Genomic DNA, 19,589 nt, shown 5'->3' on the forward strand with positions numbered 1-19,589 from the left:
GAACGCTCGAAACTATTGCGGGTCAAGCAATGAAGGCAGCCATAGATTGGGAGCAGCATGCACACATCATTCGGGTCGAAGCATACGCGAGCCCGCACCGCACTGGTTGCCGCCCAATCATCCGCCTTGGGCCGGCAATTGTTCTTTGCTTTAACACAGCTTGAGCACGAGTTTCGGACCACAATGCAGGCGGCACTGGAACAGGTAGACCTAGATGTCCGACAATATACGACGCTGGCGTATATTGTCGGGGGTCATAGGCCGACCCAGCTAGATCTGGGCCATATCTTGCATCTCGACGCCTCCCAAGTTGTCACGCTTACGAAAGGACTTGCCGCTCGCGGGTTACTCCTACGACAGACCGTGCCAGAAGATCGACGTGCACGAGCACTGATCATCACCGCAGACGGTAAGCGTCTATATCAGCAAGCCGCAGTGTTAGTACAACGCGTTGAGGAGGCACTCACCGCTTCGTTGTCACGCCGTGACCATAGTGCCCTGAAAAACTTATTGGATCGAACGCTTCCATTCTCTTAACGTCTCAGGCCAGGTTCCAACTGGAACCTGGCCTGAGCATTTTGAATGCTATAAGCTATTGCGCGCTTGAAGCTGTGTGAAGGCGTTTTTCTCCGCCATCGGACTGAGATGGAAGATAGTACTCAGGATCGACCCACTTGCCATTGACCTGGATTTCGTAATGAATATGCGGGCCGGTTGAATTACCGGTGGACCCTGCCAGAGCGATGATCTGTCCCTGAGAAACAGCATCGCCAACGTTCACTTTGAATTGGGAGTTGTGGCTATAAGCAGTTGTGACGCCATTACCGTGATCGATCTCTACACGGTATCCGCCGGTGCTGTGCACCCCTGCAAAGGTCACAGTGCCTGCTTCGGTTGCTTTGACCGGAGTGCCGGTTGGCACTGGGAAGTCGGTTCCGACGTGGAACTGCGAGCCTGCACCGGTTGGGTTACTACGCAAGCCGAAAGTCGAAGAGGTCCGGGTGGAGTCAGCCGGGTAAATCATCTGTAAGTTCCCTGGTAGTGATTTCAGGGACCCATTATGCGGGTTTTGCGCTTCTGCAACGGCCAGCTGCCCAGCTGCAACGTCTCCTTCACCTTCTTGGTAAAGGCGGCCGAGACCGACCTGGGAAGCGGCCATTTCGTTCGTCATCTTGGCAACAACGCGTTCATTGCCACCCGAAATGGCAGCTGGGATAACTGTGGTCTGACGGGGAGCCGCCTCTAGCGAGGCTTTATTAGTGTCGGCATGCGCCGTGTCACCAAACGCCAGAAGGTTGCCATCTGTAACAGTGCTGCCACCGAACGTCACAGCCGCCGAAGACACGGCGACTGCAACGCCTGCCGTAATGACGGTGGCCTTGCGTCCGTTCTTCTTTTTGGCAGCGGCTTCGCGCAGCTCGCGGCGGGATGGGTATTCAGAAACTGTCATAAAAGCTGGTCACCAAGAAAGGGGGAAGTTTGAATTGCCTGTTACATAGTAGCGTTATCATTTCGTTATCTCCAATCGTCAAGCTGCTCCGAACGGATATCGCACTGTTAGCACACACGAACCCTTCGCTAGGGACCTCAGAAACCACCACCTCTCCCTAATGTCTGAGTAGGAAACACACCCCCATGTGAGATCGGGGTCACGCAGTAGGGTTCGTCGCTGTTCACCCGTAAAGTAAACTCGGTTCGTCCAGCGGCGAAATAACAGAAGTGTAACGATCTCTCGGTCGTGGACTTGGTGTTGAGCTTATCTAGGATGGCCGCGCATCAGGGTCTTTGCTCCTCCAGCTGTGGATACTCCACGTTTTCCACACCCCTAGCCCCTCACCGATGTTTTGGGTTGTATGCTAGACACAGTGTGCCAGCCACAAGCTGGGATGCTGACGTTGCCCACAACGGCGTGTGTGACGACTCTGAAGCGGAAAGTATTTCCGCAAAATCTGCTCCACATCCAGGAGCGAATATGCATTTTTGCCCGGGCGGATGCCCGGGTCTTCGTATGTATAAACCGCCACGATGCAGTCCTATGGCAGTACGCATCGGCAGGGGGTACGGGATAAGAGAGTCATGACTGAAGTTCAAACACAGCTACGCACCGAATCTGATCTGATCGGCACAGTCGAATTACCAGCCGATGTCTATTATGGTGTCAACACTGTTCGTGCGGCAGAAAACTTTCAACTGTCGTCGTCGCGGGTCGCGCAATTCCCGGAGCTGATCGAAGCTCTGGCCATCATCAAGCATGCTGCTGCCGCTGCGAACCGTGATGTTGGCGCTCTAGATGAAACAATTGCCAGCGCGATTATTGCCGCAGCGAAAGATGTGGCTGCAGGCCAGCTGCACGACCAATTTATTTTGGACATGATTCAAGGTGGCGCAGGAACTTCCACCAACATGAACGCTAACGAAGTCATTGCCAACCGCGGCTTGGAGCACATGGGTCTGGCCAAGGGTGAATACGATGCCCTGCACCCACTGAACCACGTGAATATGGGCCAGTCGACAAACGACGTCTACCCCACCGCACTGAAACTGGCGCTGCATAAGATGACCGGCAACCTGCTGGAAAGCCTCGAGGTGCTCAAGACCTCGCTGCGCGGGAAAGCCAAAGAGTTCCGTACCAGCGTCAAAATGGGTCGTACTCAGATGCAGATTGCCGTGCCGATGACGCTGGGTCAAGAATTTGCTGCTTGGGCCGTAATGCTCGAGCGCGCCGAAACCGGGTTGAAGCGGGTTCGTTTCGATCTGCTCGAGCTCAACCTGGGTGGTACGGCAATCGGTACGGGGATCAACGCCAATCCCGGTTACCGCGAGCGCGCCGTCGAATACTTGCGCGAGATCACCGGGCTGACCAACATCTCCTCGGCTCCAGACTTGATTGCTGCAACCGCCGATACTCAAATCTTCGTCGATCTCTCCGGGGCGCTGAAGCGAGTGGGCCTGACCATGTCGAAGATCGCCAACGACCTGCGCTTGTTATCCTCGGGCCCATCAGGTGGATTCGGAGAAATCAACCTCCCTGCCCGCCAGGCGGGTTCGTCCATCATGCCGGGCAAGGTCAACCCGGTCATTGCTGAAGCTGTCAACCAGGTCGCATACCAGGTCGCCGGTCACGATGCTGCCATCAGCATGGCAGTTGAGGCAGGTCAGCTTGAACTCAACCCCTTCGAACCGATCATGGCCCGCGGCCTGTTCGACTCGATTGGTATCCTGTCGAACGCTGCAACCATGTTTGCTGACAAATGTATCGAAGGTATCACCGCCAACGAACAGCTGATGCGCGACGTCGTCGAAGGATCCGCCGGACTGGCCACGGTCTTCTCCCCCGTTATCGGGTACAAGGCGGCCACCGCACTGGCCGTTGAAGCGACCAAAACCGGCGCCAAAGTGACCGATCTCGCCGTAGAAAAAGGCCTGCTGACCAGCGCACAGGTTGAAGACCTGATCAACGAAGCACTTGAAGTCTAGGCAAGTATCTTCGGGGCGTTCATCACGACGACCCCGGTAATCATCAAGAGCAGTCCGATCACTTGCAGTGGTCGGACTGCTCTTTTTGGGGCGGATAACAACCCGAATTGATCTACCAGCAACGCACCTGCGATCAACCCCACTTGCACGACAACGACGGTGACCGCCGATCCAATGAGCGGGGATAAAAACGCCACACCGGTCACGTACAGTGCACCGAGGACTCCCCCAAGCCACATCCACCATGGATTGTGCGTTTCGCCATCAGGTACCCGCAGTCGTAGTGGTGAGCGAGTCAAAACAACCAGCGTGATCAGAACGATCGTGCCCACGAGAAATGAGACAAACGCGCTATGAATCGCTGAGCCAAGCACCAGCGTCAGCTGGCCGTTCACGGCGACTTGCAGCCCAAAACACACCCCGATGCCCAGCCCGGCCAAATACCAGCCCCGCGAGGGGGCCGGTCGATCCGCCTGAACCCTGCTGCGGCCTGCTACCACAGCGAGCACCGCGGCGAGCATCACGATGCTGGCACCTAGCAACCGCCAGGCATCTGCTGGGTACCGATCAACATCAAAGAGCCCGAAGTGATCGATGATGAGCGTGGTGATGACCTGGGCGGTCAGGTTCAACACCGTGGAATACAGCGCTCCAATGACCGGCAACAACAACACGTTCGTCGTCATCCCGATCACCCCAAAGACACCACCGGACCAGATCCACCAGGGTTGAGCGCTAAGGTGACCCGGATCCAACCCCACGGTGCCCACGGTCGTCCAGGTGAGTAGCAGCAAACATGCCGTGCCCACCAGAAATGAGATGGCGGCCATGACCCAAGGGGTCGAAACTGCATGTCGGAGACGGTTATTAATCGCGGACTGGTTGGGCATGAGCACCCCGATGGCCACACCCAGCACCAGGTACATCATTGCGCCCCAGACGGCTTGTACACTCCGAGCGTAGCCACTGCCTTAGATAGCACGTGCGGGAGTAAGGATGCCGTGGGGGTCGAGCGCATGTTTAATCGCACGCTGGGTGTCCAAAACTGCCGCATCGAGTTGGATCGGTAATTCATGGTGTTTAACCGCCCCAATGCCGTGTTCGCCACTAATGGTCCCACCCAAGGAGACCGCCAGACGCGAGATATCCACGATGACGGCTTCAGCGGCCGCGTATTCGTCTTCGGTATCGCCGGCTTCCACAGTGGGGTGCAGATTCCCGTCACCCGCGTGGGCCACAATTGAAATCGCCCGGTTATGTTTGGCAGCGATCTGATCGATACCCCGGAATACATTCGCCAACTCACCGATGGGCACGCCGACATCACACGAGACGCGCAGGCCGCGTGCTGACAACGCCGGGTTAGCCAGGCGGCGGGCTTCGAGCAGGGCGTCATTTTGTGCGATGACGACGTCGCTGCCACCGTGGCGGGCACAAATTTCGGTGATGGTCTTGGCATCTTCGGCGGCGTTGTACCCTACCGTCTGGCCGATGAGCAGCGCGGCTTCGGGCACGGTGAGCCCCGAGGGATAAAACTCTTCGATGGTTCTGACGCTGTGGGCGTCAAGCAGCTCTAACACCTCGGGTTGCGCTTCCCCGTTGACGATTTCGGTGACCGCTTCGCCGGCTGCATGAATCGAATCAAAATTCACCCGAAACGTGTGCGAGGTGCCCGGTGGTATGGGCTTGAGTCGCACCGTCGCGGCTGTGATGACACCCAGAGTGCCCTCAGAACCAACAAATAAACTCGTCAGATCCAAACCAACCACATTTTTGCGGGTCCGAGTTCCGGTGTGCATGATCCGGCCGTCGGCCAGGACAACCTCAAGGGCCGCGACCGAATCGCGGGTCACCCCGTGAGAAATACAGCGTAAACCCCCGGCATTGGTTGCGATATTGCCGCCGACCGTAGAGGTTTCAACACTGGCCGGATCGGGTGGGAAAAATAAGCCGTGCTCGTGAGCCGCCCGATCAAGGTCGGCCGTAATCACGCCGGCTTCCACGACCGCTAGACGGTTGACCGGGTCGATCTCACGGATCCTATTGCAACGTTCCAGCGAGATGACCAGGCCTTGATCATAGGCCACCGCCCCACCGGCTAGCCCGGTGCCTGCACCTCGTACCGACACCGGAACATGATATTGATGTGCCCAGGCCAAAGCGGTTGCGACGTCGGCGGTTGACGTAGCCATCACCACGGCTAAGGGCCGGCCGTGCGGGGCATAGCGGGAGCTATCGCGGGCCAGTCGGTCGACTTCGGGGCCGGCTTCAACAATCTTTTCGGCCAGTTGATCTTTAAGTTCGGTGAGCGCTTCGCGCCGCGGCAGTGTTGTGTGGGGCATGGTGTTCCTTTTCTTCCAGTCACCACATTAGCTGCGTCACAGACCACGGGCTAGTAATCTCCAGTACGGTAACAGTAGTGCTCTCAGCGGTTTTGTGGCGTCTTGACCGTTGGTGTCACTGTCTGGGTGAGGGAGCAAGTAAGATACTTGCAGCGGCTTTTCCACGATGTGTTTGGCTCATGGTGAGCGGCTTGGTTGGTGCGGCGTGTGCCACACTGGCAAGCAGGTACAATAAGGCGCAAGGCTCACGCCGCTATTATCCCTTGTGACAGGTCAGTACTTTACAGCTCAGGCATTTCAAGGAAAGAGAGGAATTCCTGATGGTCCCAGGTTCACGGTGGGTTATCCCAGCCGAGACTGAACCGGTCCAACGTGTCTGGATGAGCTTTCCTCGAGCCGGTGCCGCGAACTTTCGGGCATCCTGGCAACTCTCCTCGGCCCGGCGCGCTTGGGTCCGGTTGGCTGAAGGAATCAATGACCACGTCCCGGTCACCTTGCTGGTCGATCCGGACGATCAGCGCACCGTGAGTTCCCATCTGTCGAAGCCGCTCGACGTCGTCGTCATACCCTTTAATAACGCCTCGATACGGCGCACTGCCGCCACCCTGGTGGTGTCCCGTCAGGCACAAGCCAACAGCGGACGTCGGCCGCGGCGTGTGCTGGGCATGGTGGATTTCACTTTCAATGGTTTCGGGCACCTACCCGGGGTCGAGTACGGCCTGGATGACAAGGTCCCAGGCACCCTGTCTGAACTGTTGCCCGGCGAACGCGGATGGGGGCACCGCAATTTTTCGATGATGGTCGGCGAGGGCGGTTCCTGGGTGACCGATGGTGCCGGCACCGCGATTGCTTCCGAGGCGATTTTGACTGATCAGCGGCGCAACCCGGGCTGGAATACTCGCTCGGTCGAACGCGAAATGCGGCGCAACCTCGGGTTGGAACAGATCATCTGGATCCCCCAAGGCCTGACCCGCGGGGCGGCCCCGGTTGGGTGGGGCGGTTATGCCGATCAGGTCGTGGCTTTCCACTCCCCCGGCCGCGTGCTACTGCACAACCAACCGGATCCCAGCCACCCGGATCACGCCGTCAGCCAGCAGGTGCGCGAAATTCTCAGCTCCGCGCACGATGCGACCGGCCAGGGGTTTGACATCATTGACGTTCCAGCGCCCCAAACACATTCGGATCTTAGCGGTCCGGTCAACTGGTCCTACCTGGATTTTCTGATCCTCAATGACGTCATCGTGATGCCACGATTCATCGACCCCTTCGATGCTCAGGCCTATGAGCTGATGCAAAAGCTGTATCCCGAACACCGGATCATCCAGTTCACCGCCCAGGCGCTATTTGATCACGGGGCCTCAATCCGGGCGATTACGCTGCCCCAACCGCGCGTTAGTCGACGTCGCGAAAGACTTAGCTGACGGGCACAAAAGCCTCGTAGGCCACAGCGGGACCCGGCCACAAACGATATCGTGAGCATAACGACGTCGATGAGGAGCCCAGTGACCAGACAGAAGATGACCGGTGTGCAGCGAGCCATTTTGGCGGTTGTGTTAGTTCCCGTCTTCATGTCGTTACTATCGATCTCCTCGATCAACGTGATCCTGCCGTCGGTCAAAGAGTCCCTGGACGCGTCCAATAGTGCCATCCAGTGGGTGTTATCCGGGTACACGCTGGCCTTCGGAGTCCTCCTGGTGGCCGGTGGTCGTGCCGGCGACACCTTCGGGCGCGGCAGGCTTTTCGTTGCAGGTCTGACGCTATTTGGCTTGGGCTCGCTACTGGCCGGATTCGCACTCAACGGCCCGATGTTGGTCATCGCCCGGCTGATTACCGGGTTTGGTTCCGGGCTACTCAACCCGCAAACCGTGGGCTTTATTCAACAGTTTTTCGACGGCCCACGCCGAGCGCGGGCGTTTGCATCATTTGGTTCAGTCGTCGGGGTGTCGGTGGCCATCGGTCCGGTCCTGGGCGGGGGGCTCATCGCCTTAGCCGGGCCGGATTGGGGTTGGCGTTGGACGTTTTTGGTCAACGTCCCCATCGCGATCGTGGCGATTATCGTCGCCTACCGGACGTTCCCGAAGGCGGCCTGGGTGCCGGATGCGCCGGAAGGTACTGCATCACAACCCGGCAAACCAGACCTGGATCCCATTGGCACCGTGGCCTTTACGCTGGGCACTCTGTTGGTCATGTGGACGTTTTTAGAAATTGACAAGGGCGGGATCTACTGGGCCATGCTGCCCGTGGGCATTGTCATGTTGGTGTGGTGGGTGTGGTGGGAGCGCCGTTATAAACGCCGCGGCGGCGCACCCATGGTCGATATGGCGCTGTTTCGTAACAGGTCGTATCGTAACGGCTCGCTGCTAATCAGCCTATTTTTCACCGGGTCTACGTCTGTGTGGGTGACCGTCGCAATCTTTTTACAAACCGGGCACGGCATTTCGGCCCTGATCGCAGCTCTGGTCGGGATCCCCTCGGCCATTGCGACCTCGATCTCGTCGGTGATCGCCGGCCGGTATGTGTTATCCGCCGGGCGCGCGATGGTCGCCTGGGGTATGAGCGTGACCATACTTGCACTGAGCACCTCAATCCTGGTGGTCGTTGGGGTGCAATTATGGGATTGGTCACTGTGGTGGCTCATCGCAACCCTCTCCCTCTTGGGAGTCGCCCAAGGATTTATCGTCTCACCGAATCAAACCCTGTCGCTGATGGAAGTACCGGCGTATGTCTCCGGAGTTGCCGGCGCCGTGATGCAAACCGGTCAGCGCGTAGGCACCTCGGTCGGGACCGCGATCATCACCTCGATACTGTTCGGTATTGCCGCAGCGTTCTCCTGGAACTGGGCATTCGTAGCTGCCTTCGGGACGATCCTGGCGTTAGTTTCCATCGCGCTGCTCGTGGCGATCGTCGACATCATCGGAACACGCCGCGCCCAAGCCGCCGTCCCGCAAGGGGATGAAGGTCGCTAACCTCCCCTGGTTTCCACGCCGTCACAGGCGTTAGCATACCTTTCAGGCCGTGTTCCATACGGTAGGTTAAAGGCATCGACAGGGGAGCAGCCACTACAGCTGCTGAGAGTGCTCCAGCAGACCCTCGAACCTGATTCCAGATCATACTGGCGGAGGAAGTCGTCAAACTCTCCACGCACTGCGTGCCCTCCTAACCACAGGAGGAACCATGAAAAAATCTCTACCCTTTATTGTTGCCGTCGCGCTCGGACTCACCGGGTGCTCGGTCGCTGACCAAGCGCAAAATACCGACGACGGCGCCGCCGGCTCGGTCACGATCATGACCCACGACTCGTTCAACGTCCCCGAAGAACTCGTTGCAGCCTTCGAAGAAGACACTGGCTACACTGTGACCACTACCTCCCCCGGTGACGCCGGGGCCGTGTTGAACCAGCTGATCTTGCAAAAAGACAATCCCACCGTCGACGCTGTCTACGGGATCGATAACTACTCGGCCGAAAGCCTGCTGGCCGAAGATATGCTCACGACTCACGACGCTGATCTCGGCTCAGCCGAAGCCTTTGCGCTGGCCTCCGACGACGACAACCACTTAGCGCCCATCGACCACGGCCAAGTCTGTATCAATATGGACAACGAATGGTTCGAGGCTGAAGACCTCACCCCGCCCGAGACCCTCGAAGACCTCACCGAACCAGACTATAAAGGGCTATTAGTGACCACTGACCCCACGACGTCGTCGCCGGGGCTGGCGTTTCTGATAGCCACCATTGCTGGCACCGATGACTGGCAGGCCTACTGGCAAGACCTGTTAGACAACGGGACAAAAGTGGCCGGCGGCTGGTCCGATGCCTACTATTCGGATTTCACTGCAACCGGTGAGGGAGACTACCCGCTGGTGGTCAGTTACTCCTCGTCACCGTCCGCCGAGGAGGGCCGCACGTCGTCAATCTTGGGCACCTGCACCGAGCAGGTCGAATATGCCGGAGTACTGGCCGCAGCAGAAAACCCCGACGGCGCTCAGGCGTTCATCGAATTCCTGCTGTCCGAAGACTTCCAAGAAACTCTGCCGACAGAAATGTACATGTATCCGGTCCGTGAAGAAGTCGAACTGCCTGAAGAATGGGCCTCCTACGCCGAACTCTCCGACGAGCCCATCACCGCCGATCTCAACGAGGTTACCGAAAACCGTGACACCTGGTTGAACGAGTGGACCGAACTGACCGAAAACCACGCCGGCTAATATGCGCGCTCGTCTCGGATGGGGCGCCGCCGTTGCGGTCATCCTCATCTTCCTCACCATTTTCTTTGCATGGCCCGTCGGCGCAATGCTCATCCGCGGCATCACCGATGACGTCGGCGCGCTGGATTTCAGTGCATTCGGTGAGGTGTTGACGACGTCGCGCACCTGGGCCATCATCGGACACACGCTGGTGATGGCCCTGGGCGGCACGATCGGTTCCGTGGTCTTCGGAGTCCCTGCCGCCTATATTCTGTACCGCACAGATTTTCCTGGACGCACCGTGCTGCGCTCGATCACCCTGGTACCCTTCGTGCTGCCCACCGTCGTCGTGGGGGTGGCTTTCCGCGCAGTGTTCGGCGTCAACGGTCCCCTGGGCTTCCTCGGTCTCGACCAGACCACCTGGGCTGTGATCGCCGCGATGATCTTTTTCAACATCAGCCTCATCGCACGCCAGGTCGGCGGCCTGTGGCAAATGCTGGACCCGCGCACCGTGGAAGCCGCCCGCAGTCTCGGGGCCTCCCCCATCCGCGCGTTCTTCACGATCACCCTGCCGTCCCTAACCCCGGCCATCGGCGCCTCGGCCGGGCTGGTGTTTTTATACTGTTCCACTGCCTACTCGCTAGTCCGCACGCTGGGTACCCCCGGTGTTGGAACCTTAGAAACCGAAGTCTTCCGCCAGACCCAAACCTTCCTCGACCTGCGCACTGCTGCCGTCTTCTCGGCACTGCAGGTCGTGTTTGTGTTGGCCTCGGTGTGGGTGACCCAGCGCCTGTCTCATCGCGCCACCACCGCTCTGCGCCTACAACAACCGGTGCGCCAACCTTTAGCCCGCACCGACTGGCTGCCGTTGACCGTCACCCTGTTCGCCGTCGTCGTCATTATTTTGCTGCCCATGATCACGCTGGTTGAACGTTCCCTGGCTACCGAAACCGGCTACAGCCTGCACAACTATCGGCTGCTGATGACCTCATCGGGCAGCGGATTCGCCGGCGGAGCCACCGCCGCCCAAGCGCTGGAGCACTCGCTGAAAATCGCCCTGGATGCAACCATCATCTGCATGGTCATGGCGATACTGACCGCCCTGGTCATCACCCGCCACGTGCGCTCGCGCACCCTCGCCCGCGCCCAACGAGCCCTGGATACGTTTATTATGATGCCAATGGGCGTCTCCTCGGTCACCATCGGCTTCGGGTTCTTGGTCTCAATCCACGCATTCAACCCCGGCCTGGGCCAATCCGGGGTGCTCGTCCCGCTGGCGCAAGCCGTCGTCGCCCTCCCGCTGGTCGTGCGTAGCCTCATCCCGATCCTCGCGGCCGTGGACCCACGGCAACGCCACGCCGCCGCCGTGCTGGGCGCCTCGCCCGCGCGCATCCTGGCCACGATCGACGGCCCGTATCTGCTGCGCGCCATTGGGCTTGCCGCCGGTCTGAGTTTCTCGGTATCGCTGGGTGAATTCGGTGCGACCAGCTTCCTAGCCTCCCCCGATTACCAAACCCTGCCCGTCTACATCGTGCGTTTACTCTCCCGCCCCGGCGCCGATAACTTCGGCATGGCACTGGCGGCCGCCGTCGTCCTCGGGGTCGTCGCTGCCGTCGCTTTGATACTGGGCGAACGCATCCGCCCGCGCACCCTCAGGAGCACCTCATGACCGCCATCAATGTCACCAACCTGCACCTGGCCTACCCCGGTGGAGCGCAGGTGCTCACCGGCGCGAATCTCACCCTTGCTGAAGGCGAGATCCTTGGGCTCCTCGGCGCCTCGGGATCCGGAAAGTCCACTCTGTTGCGCGTCATCGCCGGACTCCAGCACCCGCAGACCGGCACCATTGAGGTCGCAGGCGTGATCACCGACGACGACGGCGAGCACGTCCCACCGCATCGTCGCAACTGCACCATGGTGTTCCAAGACGCACAGCTGTTTCCGCACCGTAGTGTCGCGGGCAACGTAGCCTATGGCCTGCAAGCCGCCAACGTCCCAAAGCCCGAACGGCGTCGTCGCGTAGCTGAAGTCCTCGAAATGGTCGACATCGCAGAACTCGCCAACCGCGCCATCACCGAACTCTCGGGTGGACAAGCACAACGTGTGGCCCTCGCTCGCTGCTTGGTCATCCGTCCGGCCGTTATCTTATTCGACGAGCCGCTGTCTGCTCTCGACCGTGGTCTGAGACAGCGTCTTGCCGTCGAGATTCGAGAGTTGCTGAAACAAACCGGTACCTCGGCAATCTATGTCACCCACGACCCCGCCGAAGCCACCACCGTGGCCGACCGTATCGGTGTGGTCGAGCAGGGCAGCATCCTTGATCTCGGCCCGGTTTCAACACTGAATATAGCTGACTTGTCAGACTCGGTGGCCAGCTTGCTCGGTGGACTCGGCGAAGTCACCGGAGTGATTACCGCGGTATCCGACGAATCCACCACCGTGGAGGTCGTGGAAAAGATCGTTGTCCTGCCAGGACGCCAAGGCGGTCTCGGCGATACGATTTCCGTGAATCTCAGCCGCTAACGCCGTCGTGCACGACATCCTCAGTTGAGGGATCAATCCCGTTTGAGGGTCCAATTGTCGTGTTCGAAAGATACCGGAGCGCTCACCGCGACGCCGGTCCCCTTGCCTGGCGGCGATACGCAACCGTGTCGTACGGATTGTGGATAGCTCGAAACATACTAGTTAGATATACACAATACAAGTGACACGCATTTACCTAAATATAAAACAATGATAAAGATCGCCTCTAATATGATAAAAGCGTTAAACAATGACTATAAAATTATTGATTGATTGCCCTATTCCAGGTAAAATAGTGCTACTAGTCGTTCATTGCTTCTCCTTCTCCCACCCAAAATCTTCGCTCGAGGTTCCCTGCACCCATTTCCCCTTTGCCGTTGAGAGGACACTGCCATGGTCGCAACCAATGCATTCCCGGATATCGGTGTTGCGGTGCCCATGCCCGATGAACTCGACCTCAATGCGATCAGAAATCTCAGCCCCGGGCAATTGGCGTATCTGGACTTGGTGGTCAGTTCTGAAATGTCCCAACGGATGGCCGATCCCGCCACGACTTTCGCCCAGTACACCAGGGTGTCAGGGGCAGATTGGTCGGGGCACGAACCTCAGGTTGAAAATACCGGAATCTCTGCGACAGCATCGCAACACACTGCTAGCGGTGACGACCCTACGCACGCGGATGGAACACCAGTCATTCCAGCGAGACCCTTGCCAACCGCCCCAGAATGTCGCTATGACACCGTGCCGATGATTGCCGAAATGATGCGGCGGAAGCAGCACCTGCAAGAGGCTACGATGACAAGCTTTGCGCGCCATCTGCAGCCCATGTTTAATGCACAGCCGGAGTATTTCGGTTCCCCGGAAGGCGTCACAGCGTTCAAAGACAGCACTGCGTATTTCAAAGAAGTCCTAAGGTTTTCGGGACAACTGACCAAGAAGATTCACGATCGGCTGCCCTACGTCACATGGAACCCTGGCCAAGATCCCACCTTGGGCATGCATCAACCCAAACTCCTCAGATTGGCCGCAGTCTTTACCGAAGGAAATATCCCGGCAGAAAATCTTGATCGGATCATTTGGCTCGATCAAGATCTGAGCAAATACGTCCACAAAACTAATGCCACCCCGGAGAAAAAAGATGCGATTTTGAAGGAGTTTGAACCGACCCTCATTGAGGCTGCTGAAGCTTCGAGCCCGGATGCTTTTAACGCTGCTCGACGCCGGTGGGCCGACAAGATCGCCCACGCTTTAGACGCTGATGGCCCTCCCGTTGCCCAAACGCTCCGCAAGAAAGCAGACAACGTGATCCATGATCAGGCCTATAGCGACGGTTCTGGCAAAATGTGGATGCATGCGACCCCAGATGTCTATGCTGAGTTCAAGAATTTTGCAGTCAATCAACTCAACAAAAGTGGCGCTCCGTTGAAGACGGATGAAAAATATACGGAGTGGCTCTTCGGTACCACCGCAGAATCACAAGACCCCAACGGTGCTAACGCAGAGGACAACAAAGTGTCTCCTGGTGACGATCACGGGCCGATGAACGACGCAGGCCTGTTTGATGATTTCGAAGCCGACCACCCTCTCAATACGGCCATGCTGGATGATCTCAGTATTGATCGTGATCCAGAAACGGTCGTCGCGGAGGATGAACATGGCAACCCCACAATTCGAAAAGACCTCGACACTATCGAGCAACTCACACCGGGGCAACTGGTCACGGCTATCTTATTGGGCGCGTTCAAAGCCATCTTCAGTATGGATCCTGATGAATTGCAAGTGAAAAGATCTCACGGGGCAGATTCGACTCTGGTGATCGTCCAAGATATTGAAACCGCATATAAGACATTGGACATCGGCGCCCTTCCTGCGGACGCCCGACGACCCAGAGACCCAGACGGGATTCTGCCCACTGTCCTAAAGCGCCCCAATCCAGACGACCCCAACACCTTGTGCAAGAATCCCGATCACGTATTCGGAGTGAGCCCGCCACCGTGGACCGGGTATATCTCTGAGGCACTCAACGTTGGTGCCCTGCATCCGGGAGATGCCCAAAAACTGGCCTGTGACAGTCAAATCGTCGGGCAAATCTGGAATAACCACCACAGCGTACTCAACCAACGTCGAACTTATCGGACCTTCACCCCGACCCAACGCCGCGCCATCCTGGCCCGCGACCGGGGCTGCCAAGCCCCCGGATGTACGATCATCGCCGCCTGGTGTCAGATCCACCACTTGCGCCCCTGGGAACTCGGCGGGACCACTGATATGGACAACGCCATTAGTCTGTGCGCTGTCCACCACGCCGCAGTGCACAACGGCAAATGGACCATCCGTACCATCAACGGCGCTCATTTCTTCCAACCAGCACCCTGGTTAGACCCCAACCAACCGTTATTGCGCAACATGTATTGGGCAATATAGAAGCTGTTCCTAGCCTCAGCTCGATAGCGCGTAGCTACTCGCCCGTTCCTTGGACCACGTTCTCTGATATCTCCGAAAGATCTACTGGACTATCGTCAAATAAAGCGCGAATGTCTTCTGCCGTCACACTGGAGGCAAACGCCGTATCGTCTTCTGTTAACGCAGCGAACATCTCGACTTTTTGCTGCTGGAGTGCCAGCACTTTTTCTTCAATCGAGCCTTTCGACACCATGCGGTACACCATGACGTTCTTTTCCTGACCAATACGATGGGCACGGTCAACAGCTTGGGCTTCTACCGCAGGGTTCCACCACGGATCCAACAGGAAGACATAGTCAGCTTCGGTCAGGGTCAACCCGAAGCCACCCGCACGAAGCGAAATAAGGAAAACTGGTGTTTCCCCGGAGCGGAAGTCCTCCACCACAGCAGCACGATTACGAGTCGAACCATCCAGGTAGGCATAGTCAATGTCCTGTGCTTCCAATTGCTGCCCCAGACGTGCAAGGAATGACGTGAACTGCGAGAAGATCAACACGCGGTGACCCTCAGGCAAGATCTCGGATAATCGTGACATCAGCTCATTGAGCTTCGACGACGGCACGTGCGCGTGCTCGTCATCAACAATGGCTGGATCCAGTGCCAACATTCGCATCAGTGTCAATGAACGGAAAATCGACATCCGGTTCGAATCCATATCGGTAACCAGATTCAACACATTCTTACGCTCACGCTGCAAGATCTGCTGGTACAACTTCTCGTGCTCTGGTTCCATTGGAACACGCAGCACCATTTCTTGCTTATCAGGCAGTTCAGCCGCAACCGATTCTTTCGTACGCCGCAGCATGAACGGCCGGATCTTCGTCCGCAATTTGGTCATGGCTTCGCGCGATCGAGTCTGTTGCTGTACTCGTTCCTCGACGTCGTCGTCCGAGGAAGGTTCAGTACGCGCCACACGTTGGCCTGCCTCAATCGGACGCAGGTAATCATCCCGGAACTTGGCGTACCGCGGCAACATGCCAGGCACGACCAGCCGGAAGATCGACCAGAGATCCGATAATGTGTTTTCCATCGGAGTACCGGTGATGGCCAGCTTGAAACCGGCCTTGAAACTGCGGATGGCGCGATGGGCTTTCGTCTGATGATTCTTGACGAATTGCGCCTCGTCCAGGATCAGCCCGGCCCATTGTTCTTCGGCAAGGAAATCTTCGTCCAGGCGCGCAATCGCATATGAGGTGACGACAATGTCTGCACGACCGCGGATCGAACCAATGGATTCAGCACGGCGCAGATTCGAAACATCAACTATCGCGACATCCAGGTCAGGTGCGAAGCGTTCAACTTCATCGCGCCAAACCGTCAACACGGACGATGGCGCAATCACTAAGAACGGAAGGTCCTCCCCCAGCGCTTTGGCACGGGCGATCATCGCAATGGTCTGCAGCGTTTTGCCCAGGCCCATGTCATCGGCGAGAATCCCACCTAGACCAAGGTCGTAAAGGTATGACAACCACTCGTAGCCTTCATGCTGGTAGTCGCGCAGCTCTGCATGAAGCATCGCTGGTTTTTCCAGTGTCGGAATGTCTTTGGCGTCGCGCAGTACGGCTAGCGCTTTTTGCCATTCCACGATGGTGGGGTCGGCTGTGAACGCGTCGGCAACTTCTTCGGCGTCTTCTAACAGACTGGCATTGAAGCGGGAGATTGAGGGGTTATCGGCGGCGAAATCGTCCAGCGCCGCTGCTTCTTCTAACAGTTTCCGCAGGGGCTCAAACGCTGCATGCTGCAGCGAGAAATACGTACCATCGGAGAGCAGCAGGCTGTCTTGGTTCCGCACCAGGGCAATGAACAGTTGGCGGAAGGGGATGGTACGGTCTTCGATCGTGATCTGGAAGCCCAGATCGAACCAGTCGTTCTTCTCCGACGGGGTGGCATTGATGGCGATGTGCGGGTCACCGGTCAACCGGGTATAGACCGGGCGGTCTTCAGTCTCAATGATGCGCACGTGTTCTTGCTGTTGTAGCGCCGGCAGGGCTTCGTCCACGAAACGGGCAGCAGTAGCACCGATTAAGGTGGTCTTTCCGGGCACGGCGGCAAGTTCCACGTGCTGTTCGACGTCGTGGAGCACCTGATGGCGGTGTTCGGTTTGGTCTTCGGTGCCCAGGTAATCCCACTGAGCGGAAATCCGCACGTGGTCTTGGCGTTCGCCATGGTGGGTGGCCTGGTAGTACTCCAGGGTCAGTTCGAGGGTCGACGGCGGAATGTCGGGCAGTTCGACTGACTGGTCGTGACTGGCCAGGGGGATGACTCCGGCCAACAACGGATAGATATTTTCAAAGAACTCCTCGGTGTCATCGGCGGGAATGACCATCGGCTCGGGTGCTTCGATCAGGTCCATGACGGTCCGAGTCAGTGGCTGTTTCAGCGGGATGACATTGATGTCCGCGGTGGCCGAGTCCGGATAGTAATCGATCGTGTAGAGGCCGATGGCGCCGAGCGCGCCGGAAGGTTTCAAAGCTTCGGAAGGCAGCTGCGCCTGGATGGTCAGGGCAATGTCGTCGTCGGCGGTTTGTGCGGCGTCAAAAATTATGCGTGCCGGTTCCGTAATGGTCACCCGGTTAATAATTTTCTGCAGCGGAACCAACGGAATGCCGGCGTTATCAATTTTGGCTAACACGTCCCACATTTGTGGCATGTTGATGGTGGCCAGGGTGATGACGTCAGTCGAGCCCAGCGACGACACCGATGTGGTGTAGAGCTGGTTGAGTTCGTGTAGCGCATCGTGTTGTTCGGGGAGGAACTGGAACTCTGCGTGGGAGGACTGGTGAAACGGCAGATCGAACAGGGTCCAGTTCATATTGCCTTTGATCCACCCGCCACGGGCGCCGATGCGTAACGGACGCAGGCGGATGGTCAGGTCGTTTTGGTGTTCGAGGTCTGCGGCAGTGGCCTCACGCCAGGTAAAGCGGGTCCGATATCCAGATGGTTCGGTATGCAGCGCATCGATTTCGACCCCGAGGGCGACGTCGGTGAACTCTTGGGTCGAGTCAATGGTGGGCAGTAACTCGGTGACGACCTGGCGCCATGGGAGTCCGGGCACGGAGTGTTCGGGTTCTTCGGATTCGCGCGGACCGTCGAGGTCAGCGGCGGTGAGTACCGCCGAGTCGGCAACGGCACGCTGATTGGACTCAAAGATTAGGGCGGCGCCGTGTTTACAGTCCACGCCCACCGGGCAGCTGCAGGTGGCGTAGTCAACGTCCCACACGGACACCCCGCCCAGGGTGCGGTCGGTTTTGCGCAGGGTGACGGCGGCCCGATAGATCTTGTCTGCCGAGCCTTTAACCCGACCGACCAGCCGGCCGGATTCTTCGTTGAATTTCAGCGTCAGGACACGATCTTCTGCGGCGTAGTTGCGGCCGCGTTGGGTCATGGTGTCGCCGAATGCGACGACGACTGCTTGGATGTCAACGAAAGGGTAACTCACTGTGCCTCGTAGCGGCGTTGGTGTTCGGTGACGCCGCTCAACCGGAAGGGTGCATTGGTCGTTTTATCGGTGGTGAAGGTTTCCGAGGTGGCTGTAAAGTCGCTGTGGAGTTTGCGGTACTCGTCATAGGTCAGTTCAACACGGTTGTCGAGCTGCTTTGCCACGTTCTGCGGATAAATGTGGTCCTGATAGGTGTCCTGGACAATCCCGGTGAAGAATTCAGCCACCGCGCCGGAGCCATACGAGAAGAAGCCTAAACGTTTCCCGGCCAGGTCGGGGTTGTTGTGTAACTGGGCGGTCAGGGCGAAGTACAGCGATGACGTATAAGTATTGCCCAGCGCCCGGTTGTAGCCCATCGACTCTTCGATCAGGTCATCGGTCAGCTCGGTGCCGGTGTGTTCGGCCAGGGCGGCCAGCTGTTTGCGGGCCATTTTGGTAAACGGCTGGTGGTGCAGGAACCGATCGACGTCGTCAATAGCAAGCTCGCGGCGGGCCAGCAGGTCATCCCAAGCGGAGGTGGTGGCACCCAGGTAGGCGTCCAGGGAGAGCTGCCCGTCCACGAACGGGGTGGTCGAGTCGTTGGGGCGCCAGAAGTCATTGACGTCGGTGGTGTGCAAGCCCGATTCAGGTTCAATTTCTACCAGGTTGGGGGCAGCGCTGATCAGCATCGCCACGGATCCAGCACCCTGGGTGGGTTCGCCGCCCGAGTCCAGGGCGTAGCGTGCGACGTCGGAGGTAATGACTAACACTTGTTCTTCGGGGTTCCGTGCGACCGCGTTGACTGCCATCTGCAGGGCTGCGGTCCCGGAATAACAGGCTTGTTTGAGTTCGACGGAGCGCACATTGGCGGGTAAGCCCAATAGTTCGTGCAGGTAGACGCCGGCGGCTTTGGACTGGTCGATCGAAGATTCGGTGGCAAATAGTACCTGGCGGATCTTGGACACATCGTGGCGTTCGAGCAAGGTTTGTGCTGCTTCGGCGGCCATGGTGACGATGTCTTCGTCGGGGGCCGGCATCGAGAACGCGTCCTGGCCTAAACCAATACGGAACTTATTCGGGTCGATGTCGTGGTGTTCGGCCAGCGTATCGAGGTCCAAAACGTAGTGGGAGGTGGCGACGTCCAGGTCGTGGATGCCTATTTTCACGAATGACTCCTTGAG

At 58.1% G+C, this 19,589-nt stretch carries 13 protein-coding genes and 1 riboswitch; of the genes, 8 read left to right on the top strand and 5 right to left on the bottom strand.

Going from position 1 to position 19,589, the window contains the following annotated elements; translation table 11 throughout:
* Positions 1-57 precede the first annotated feature (57 nt).
* Complete coding sequence (locus FB556_RS00890) at positions 58-537, top strand: MarR family winged helix-turn-helix transcriptional regulator (protein ID WP_141863895.1); 480 nt, start codon at positions 58-60, stop codon at positions 535-537.
* Positions 538-592: 55 nt separating this feature from the next.
* On the opposite strand, the gene FB556_RS00895 is transcribed toward FB556_RS00890, so the two are convergent.
* Positions 593-1,450: a M23 family metallopeptidase gene (locus FB556_RS00895; protein WP_141863897.1), complete on the bottom strand. Its 858-nt coding sequence runs from the start codon at positions 1,448-1,450 to the stop codon at positions 593-595.
* 626 nt (positions 1,451-2,076) lie between these two features.
* Between FB556_RS00895 and FB556_RS00900 the strand changes: the two genes are divergently transcribed.
* A complete protein-coding gene (locus FB556_RS00900; protein WP_141863898.1) occupies positions 2,077-3,477 on the top strand; it encodes an aspartate ammonia-lyase in 1,401 nt (466 codons plus the stop codon).
* Here FB556_RS00900 and FB556_RS00905 read toward each other — a convergent pair.
* Positions 3,474-4,406, bottom strand: a complete 933-nt coding sequence (locus tag FB556_RS00905; protein WP_141863900.1) for a DMT family transporter — start codon at positions 4,404-4,406, stop codon at positions 3,474-3,476. The genes FB556_RS00900 and FB556_RS00905 overlap by 4 nt on opposite strands.
* A gap of 42 nt (positions 4,407-4,448) precedes the next feature.
* Positions 4,449-5,819: an FAD-binding oxidoreductase gene (locus FB556_RS00910; RefSeq protein ID WP_141863902.1), complete on the bottom strand. Its 1,371-nt coding sequence runs from the start codon at positions 5,817-5,819 to the stop codon at positions 4,449-4,451.
* Between the two features lie 320 nt (positions 5,820-6,139).
* On the opposite strand from FB556_RS00910, the gene FB556_RS00915 reads away from it, so the two are divergent.
* From FB556_RS00915 to FB556_RS00940, 6 genes are all read left to right on the top strand, one after another.
* The gene (locus FB556_RS00915) at positions 6,140-7,240 is read left to right on the top strand and encodes an agmatine deiminase family protein (protein WP_141863904.1); all 1,101 of its coding nucleotides are present in this window, start codon (positions 6,140-6,142) and stop codon (positions 7,238-7,240) included.
* A gap of 81 nt (positions 7,241-7,321) precedes the next feature.
* On the top strand, positions 7,322-8,785 hold the full coding sequence (locus tag FB556_RS00920) for an MFS transporter (protein WP_246057134.1): 1,464 nt from the start codon (positions 7,322-7,324) through the stop codon (positions 8,783-8,785).
* 70 nt (positions 8,786-8,855) lie between these two features.
* Positions 8,856-8,960, top strand: a riboswitch (TPP riboswitch).
* A 33-nt stretch (positions 8,961-8,993) separates the two neighbouring features.
* Entirely contained in the window at positions 8,994-10,025 is a 1,032-nt protein-coding gene (locus tag FB556_RS00925; RefSeq protein WP_141863906.1) for a thiamine ABC transporter substrate-binding protein, read from the top strand.
* A 1-nt stretch (position 10,026) separates the two neighbouring features.
* The gene (locus tag FB556_RS00930) at positions 10,027-11,673 is read left to right on the top strand and encodes an ABC transporter permease (RefSeq protein ID WP_141863908.1); all 1,647 of its coding nucleotides are present in this window, start codon (positions 10,027-10,029) and stop codon (positions 11,671-11,673) included.
* Positions 11,670-12,527, top strand: a complete 858-nt coding sequence (locus FB556_RS00935) for an ABC transporter ATP-binding protein (protein WP_141863910.1) — start codon at positions 11,670-11,672, stop codon at positions 12,525-12,527. The genes FB556_RS00930 and FB556_RS00935 overlap by 4 nt, the downstream gene beginning before the upstream one ends.
* A 393-nt stretch (positions 12,528-12,920) precedes the next feature.
* Positions 12,921-14,951, top strand: coding sequence for an HNH endonuclease signature motif containing protein (locus tag FB556_RS00940; RefSeq protein WP_141863911.1), 2,031 nt, complete (start codon positions 12,921-12,923; stop codon positions 14,949-14,951).
* A 34-nt stretch (positions 14,952-14,985) separates the two neighbouring features.
* Here FB556_RS00940 and FB556_RS00945 read toward each other — a convergent pair whose 3' ends face one another.
* Positions 14,986-18,429: a DEAD/DEAH box helicase gene (locus FB556_RS00945; RefSeq protein ID WP_141863913.1), complete on the bottom strand. Its 3,444-nt coding sequence runs from the start codon at positions 18,427-18,429 to the stop codon at positions 14,986-14,988.
* Positions 18,426-19,574 carry a hydroxymethylglutaryl-CoA synthase gene (locus FB556_RS00950; RefSeq protein WP_141863915.1) on the bottom strand — a complete coding sequence of 383 codons (1,149 nt, stop codon included), beginning with the start codon at positions 19,572-19,574 and terminating at the stop codon, positions 18,426-18,428. Before FB556_RS00950 ends, FB556_RS00945 begins: the two co-directional genes overlap by 4 nt.
* Positions 19,575-19,589 lie beyond the last annotated feature (15 nt).

The organism is Enteractinococcus coprophilus (genome assembly GCF_006716305.1).
GTDB classification, from domain to species: domain Bacteria; phylum Actinomycetota; class Actinomycetes; order Actinomycetales; family Micrococcaceae; genus Yaniella; species Yaniella coprophila.

Coding starts and splice junctions, on each gene's coding strand:
- FB556_RS00905 (WP_141863900.1), bottom strand. CDS start 4,406: ATGATGTACCTGGTGCTGGGTGTGGCCATCGGGGTGCTCATGCCCAAC.
- FB556_RS00925 (WP_141863906.1), top strand. CDS start 8,994: ATGAAAAAATCTCTACCCTTTATTGTTGCCGTCGCGCTCGGACTCACC.
- FB556_RS00935 (WP_141863910.1), top strand. CDS start 11,670: ATGACCGCCATCAATGTCACCAACCTGCACCTGGCCTACCCCGGTGGA.
- FB556_RS00900 (WP_141863898.1), top strand. CDS start 2,077: ATGACTGAAGTTCAAACACAGCTACGCACCGAATCTGATCTGATCGGC.
- FB556_RS00915 (WP_141863904.1), top strand. CDS start 6,140: ATGGTCCCAGGTTCACGGTGGGTTATCCCAGCCGAGACTGAACCGGTC.
- FB556_RS00895 (WP_141863897.1), bottom strand. CDS start 1,450: ATGACAGTTTCTGAATACCCATCCCGCCGCGAGCTGCGCGAAGCCGCT.
- FB556_RS00930 (WP_141863908.1), top strand. CDS start 10,027: ATGCGCGCTCGTCTCGGATGGGGCGCCGCCGTTGCGGTCATCCTCATC.
- FB556_RS00890 (WP_141863895.1), top strand. CDS start 58: ATGCACACATCATTCGGGTCGAAGCATACGCGAGCCCGCACCGCACTG.
- FB556_RS00910 (WP_141863902.1), bottom strand. CDS start 5,819: ATGCCCCACACAACACTGCCGCGGCGCGAAGCGCTCACCGAACTTAAA.
- FB556_RS00940 (WP_141863911.1), top strand. CDS start 12,921: ATGGTCGCAACCAATGCATTCCCGGATATCGGTGTTGCGGTGCCCATG.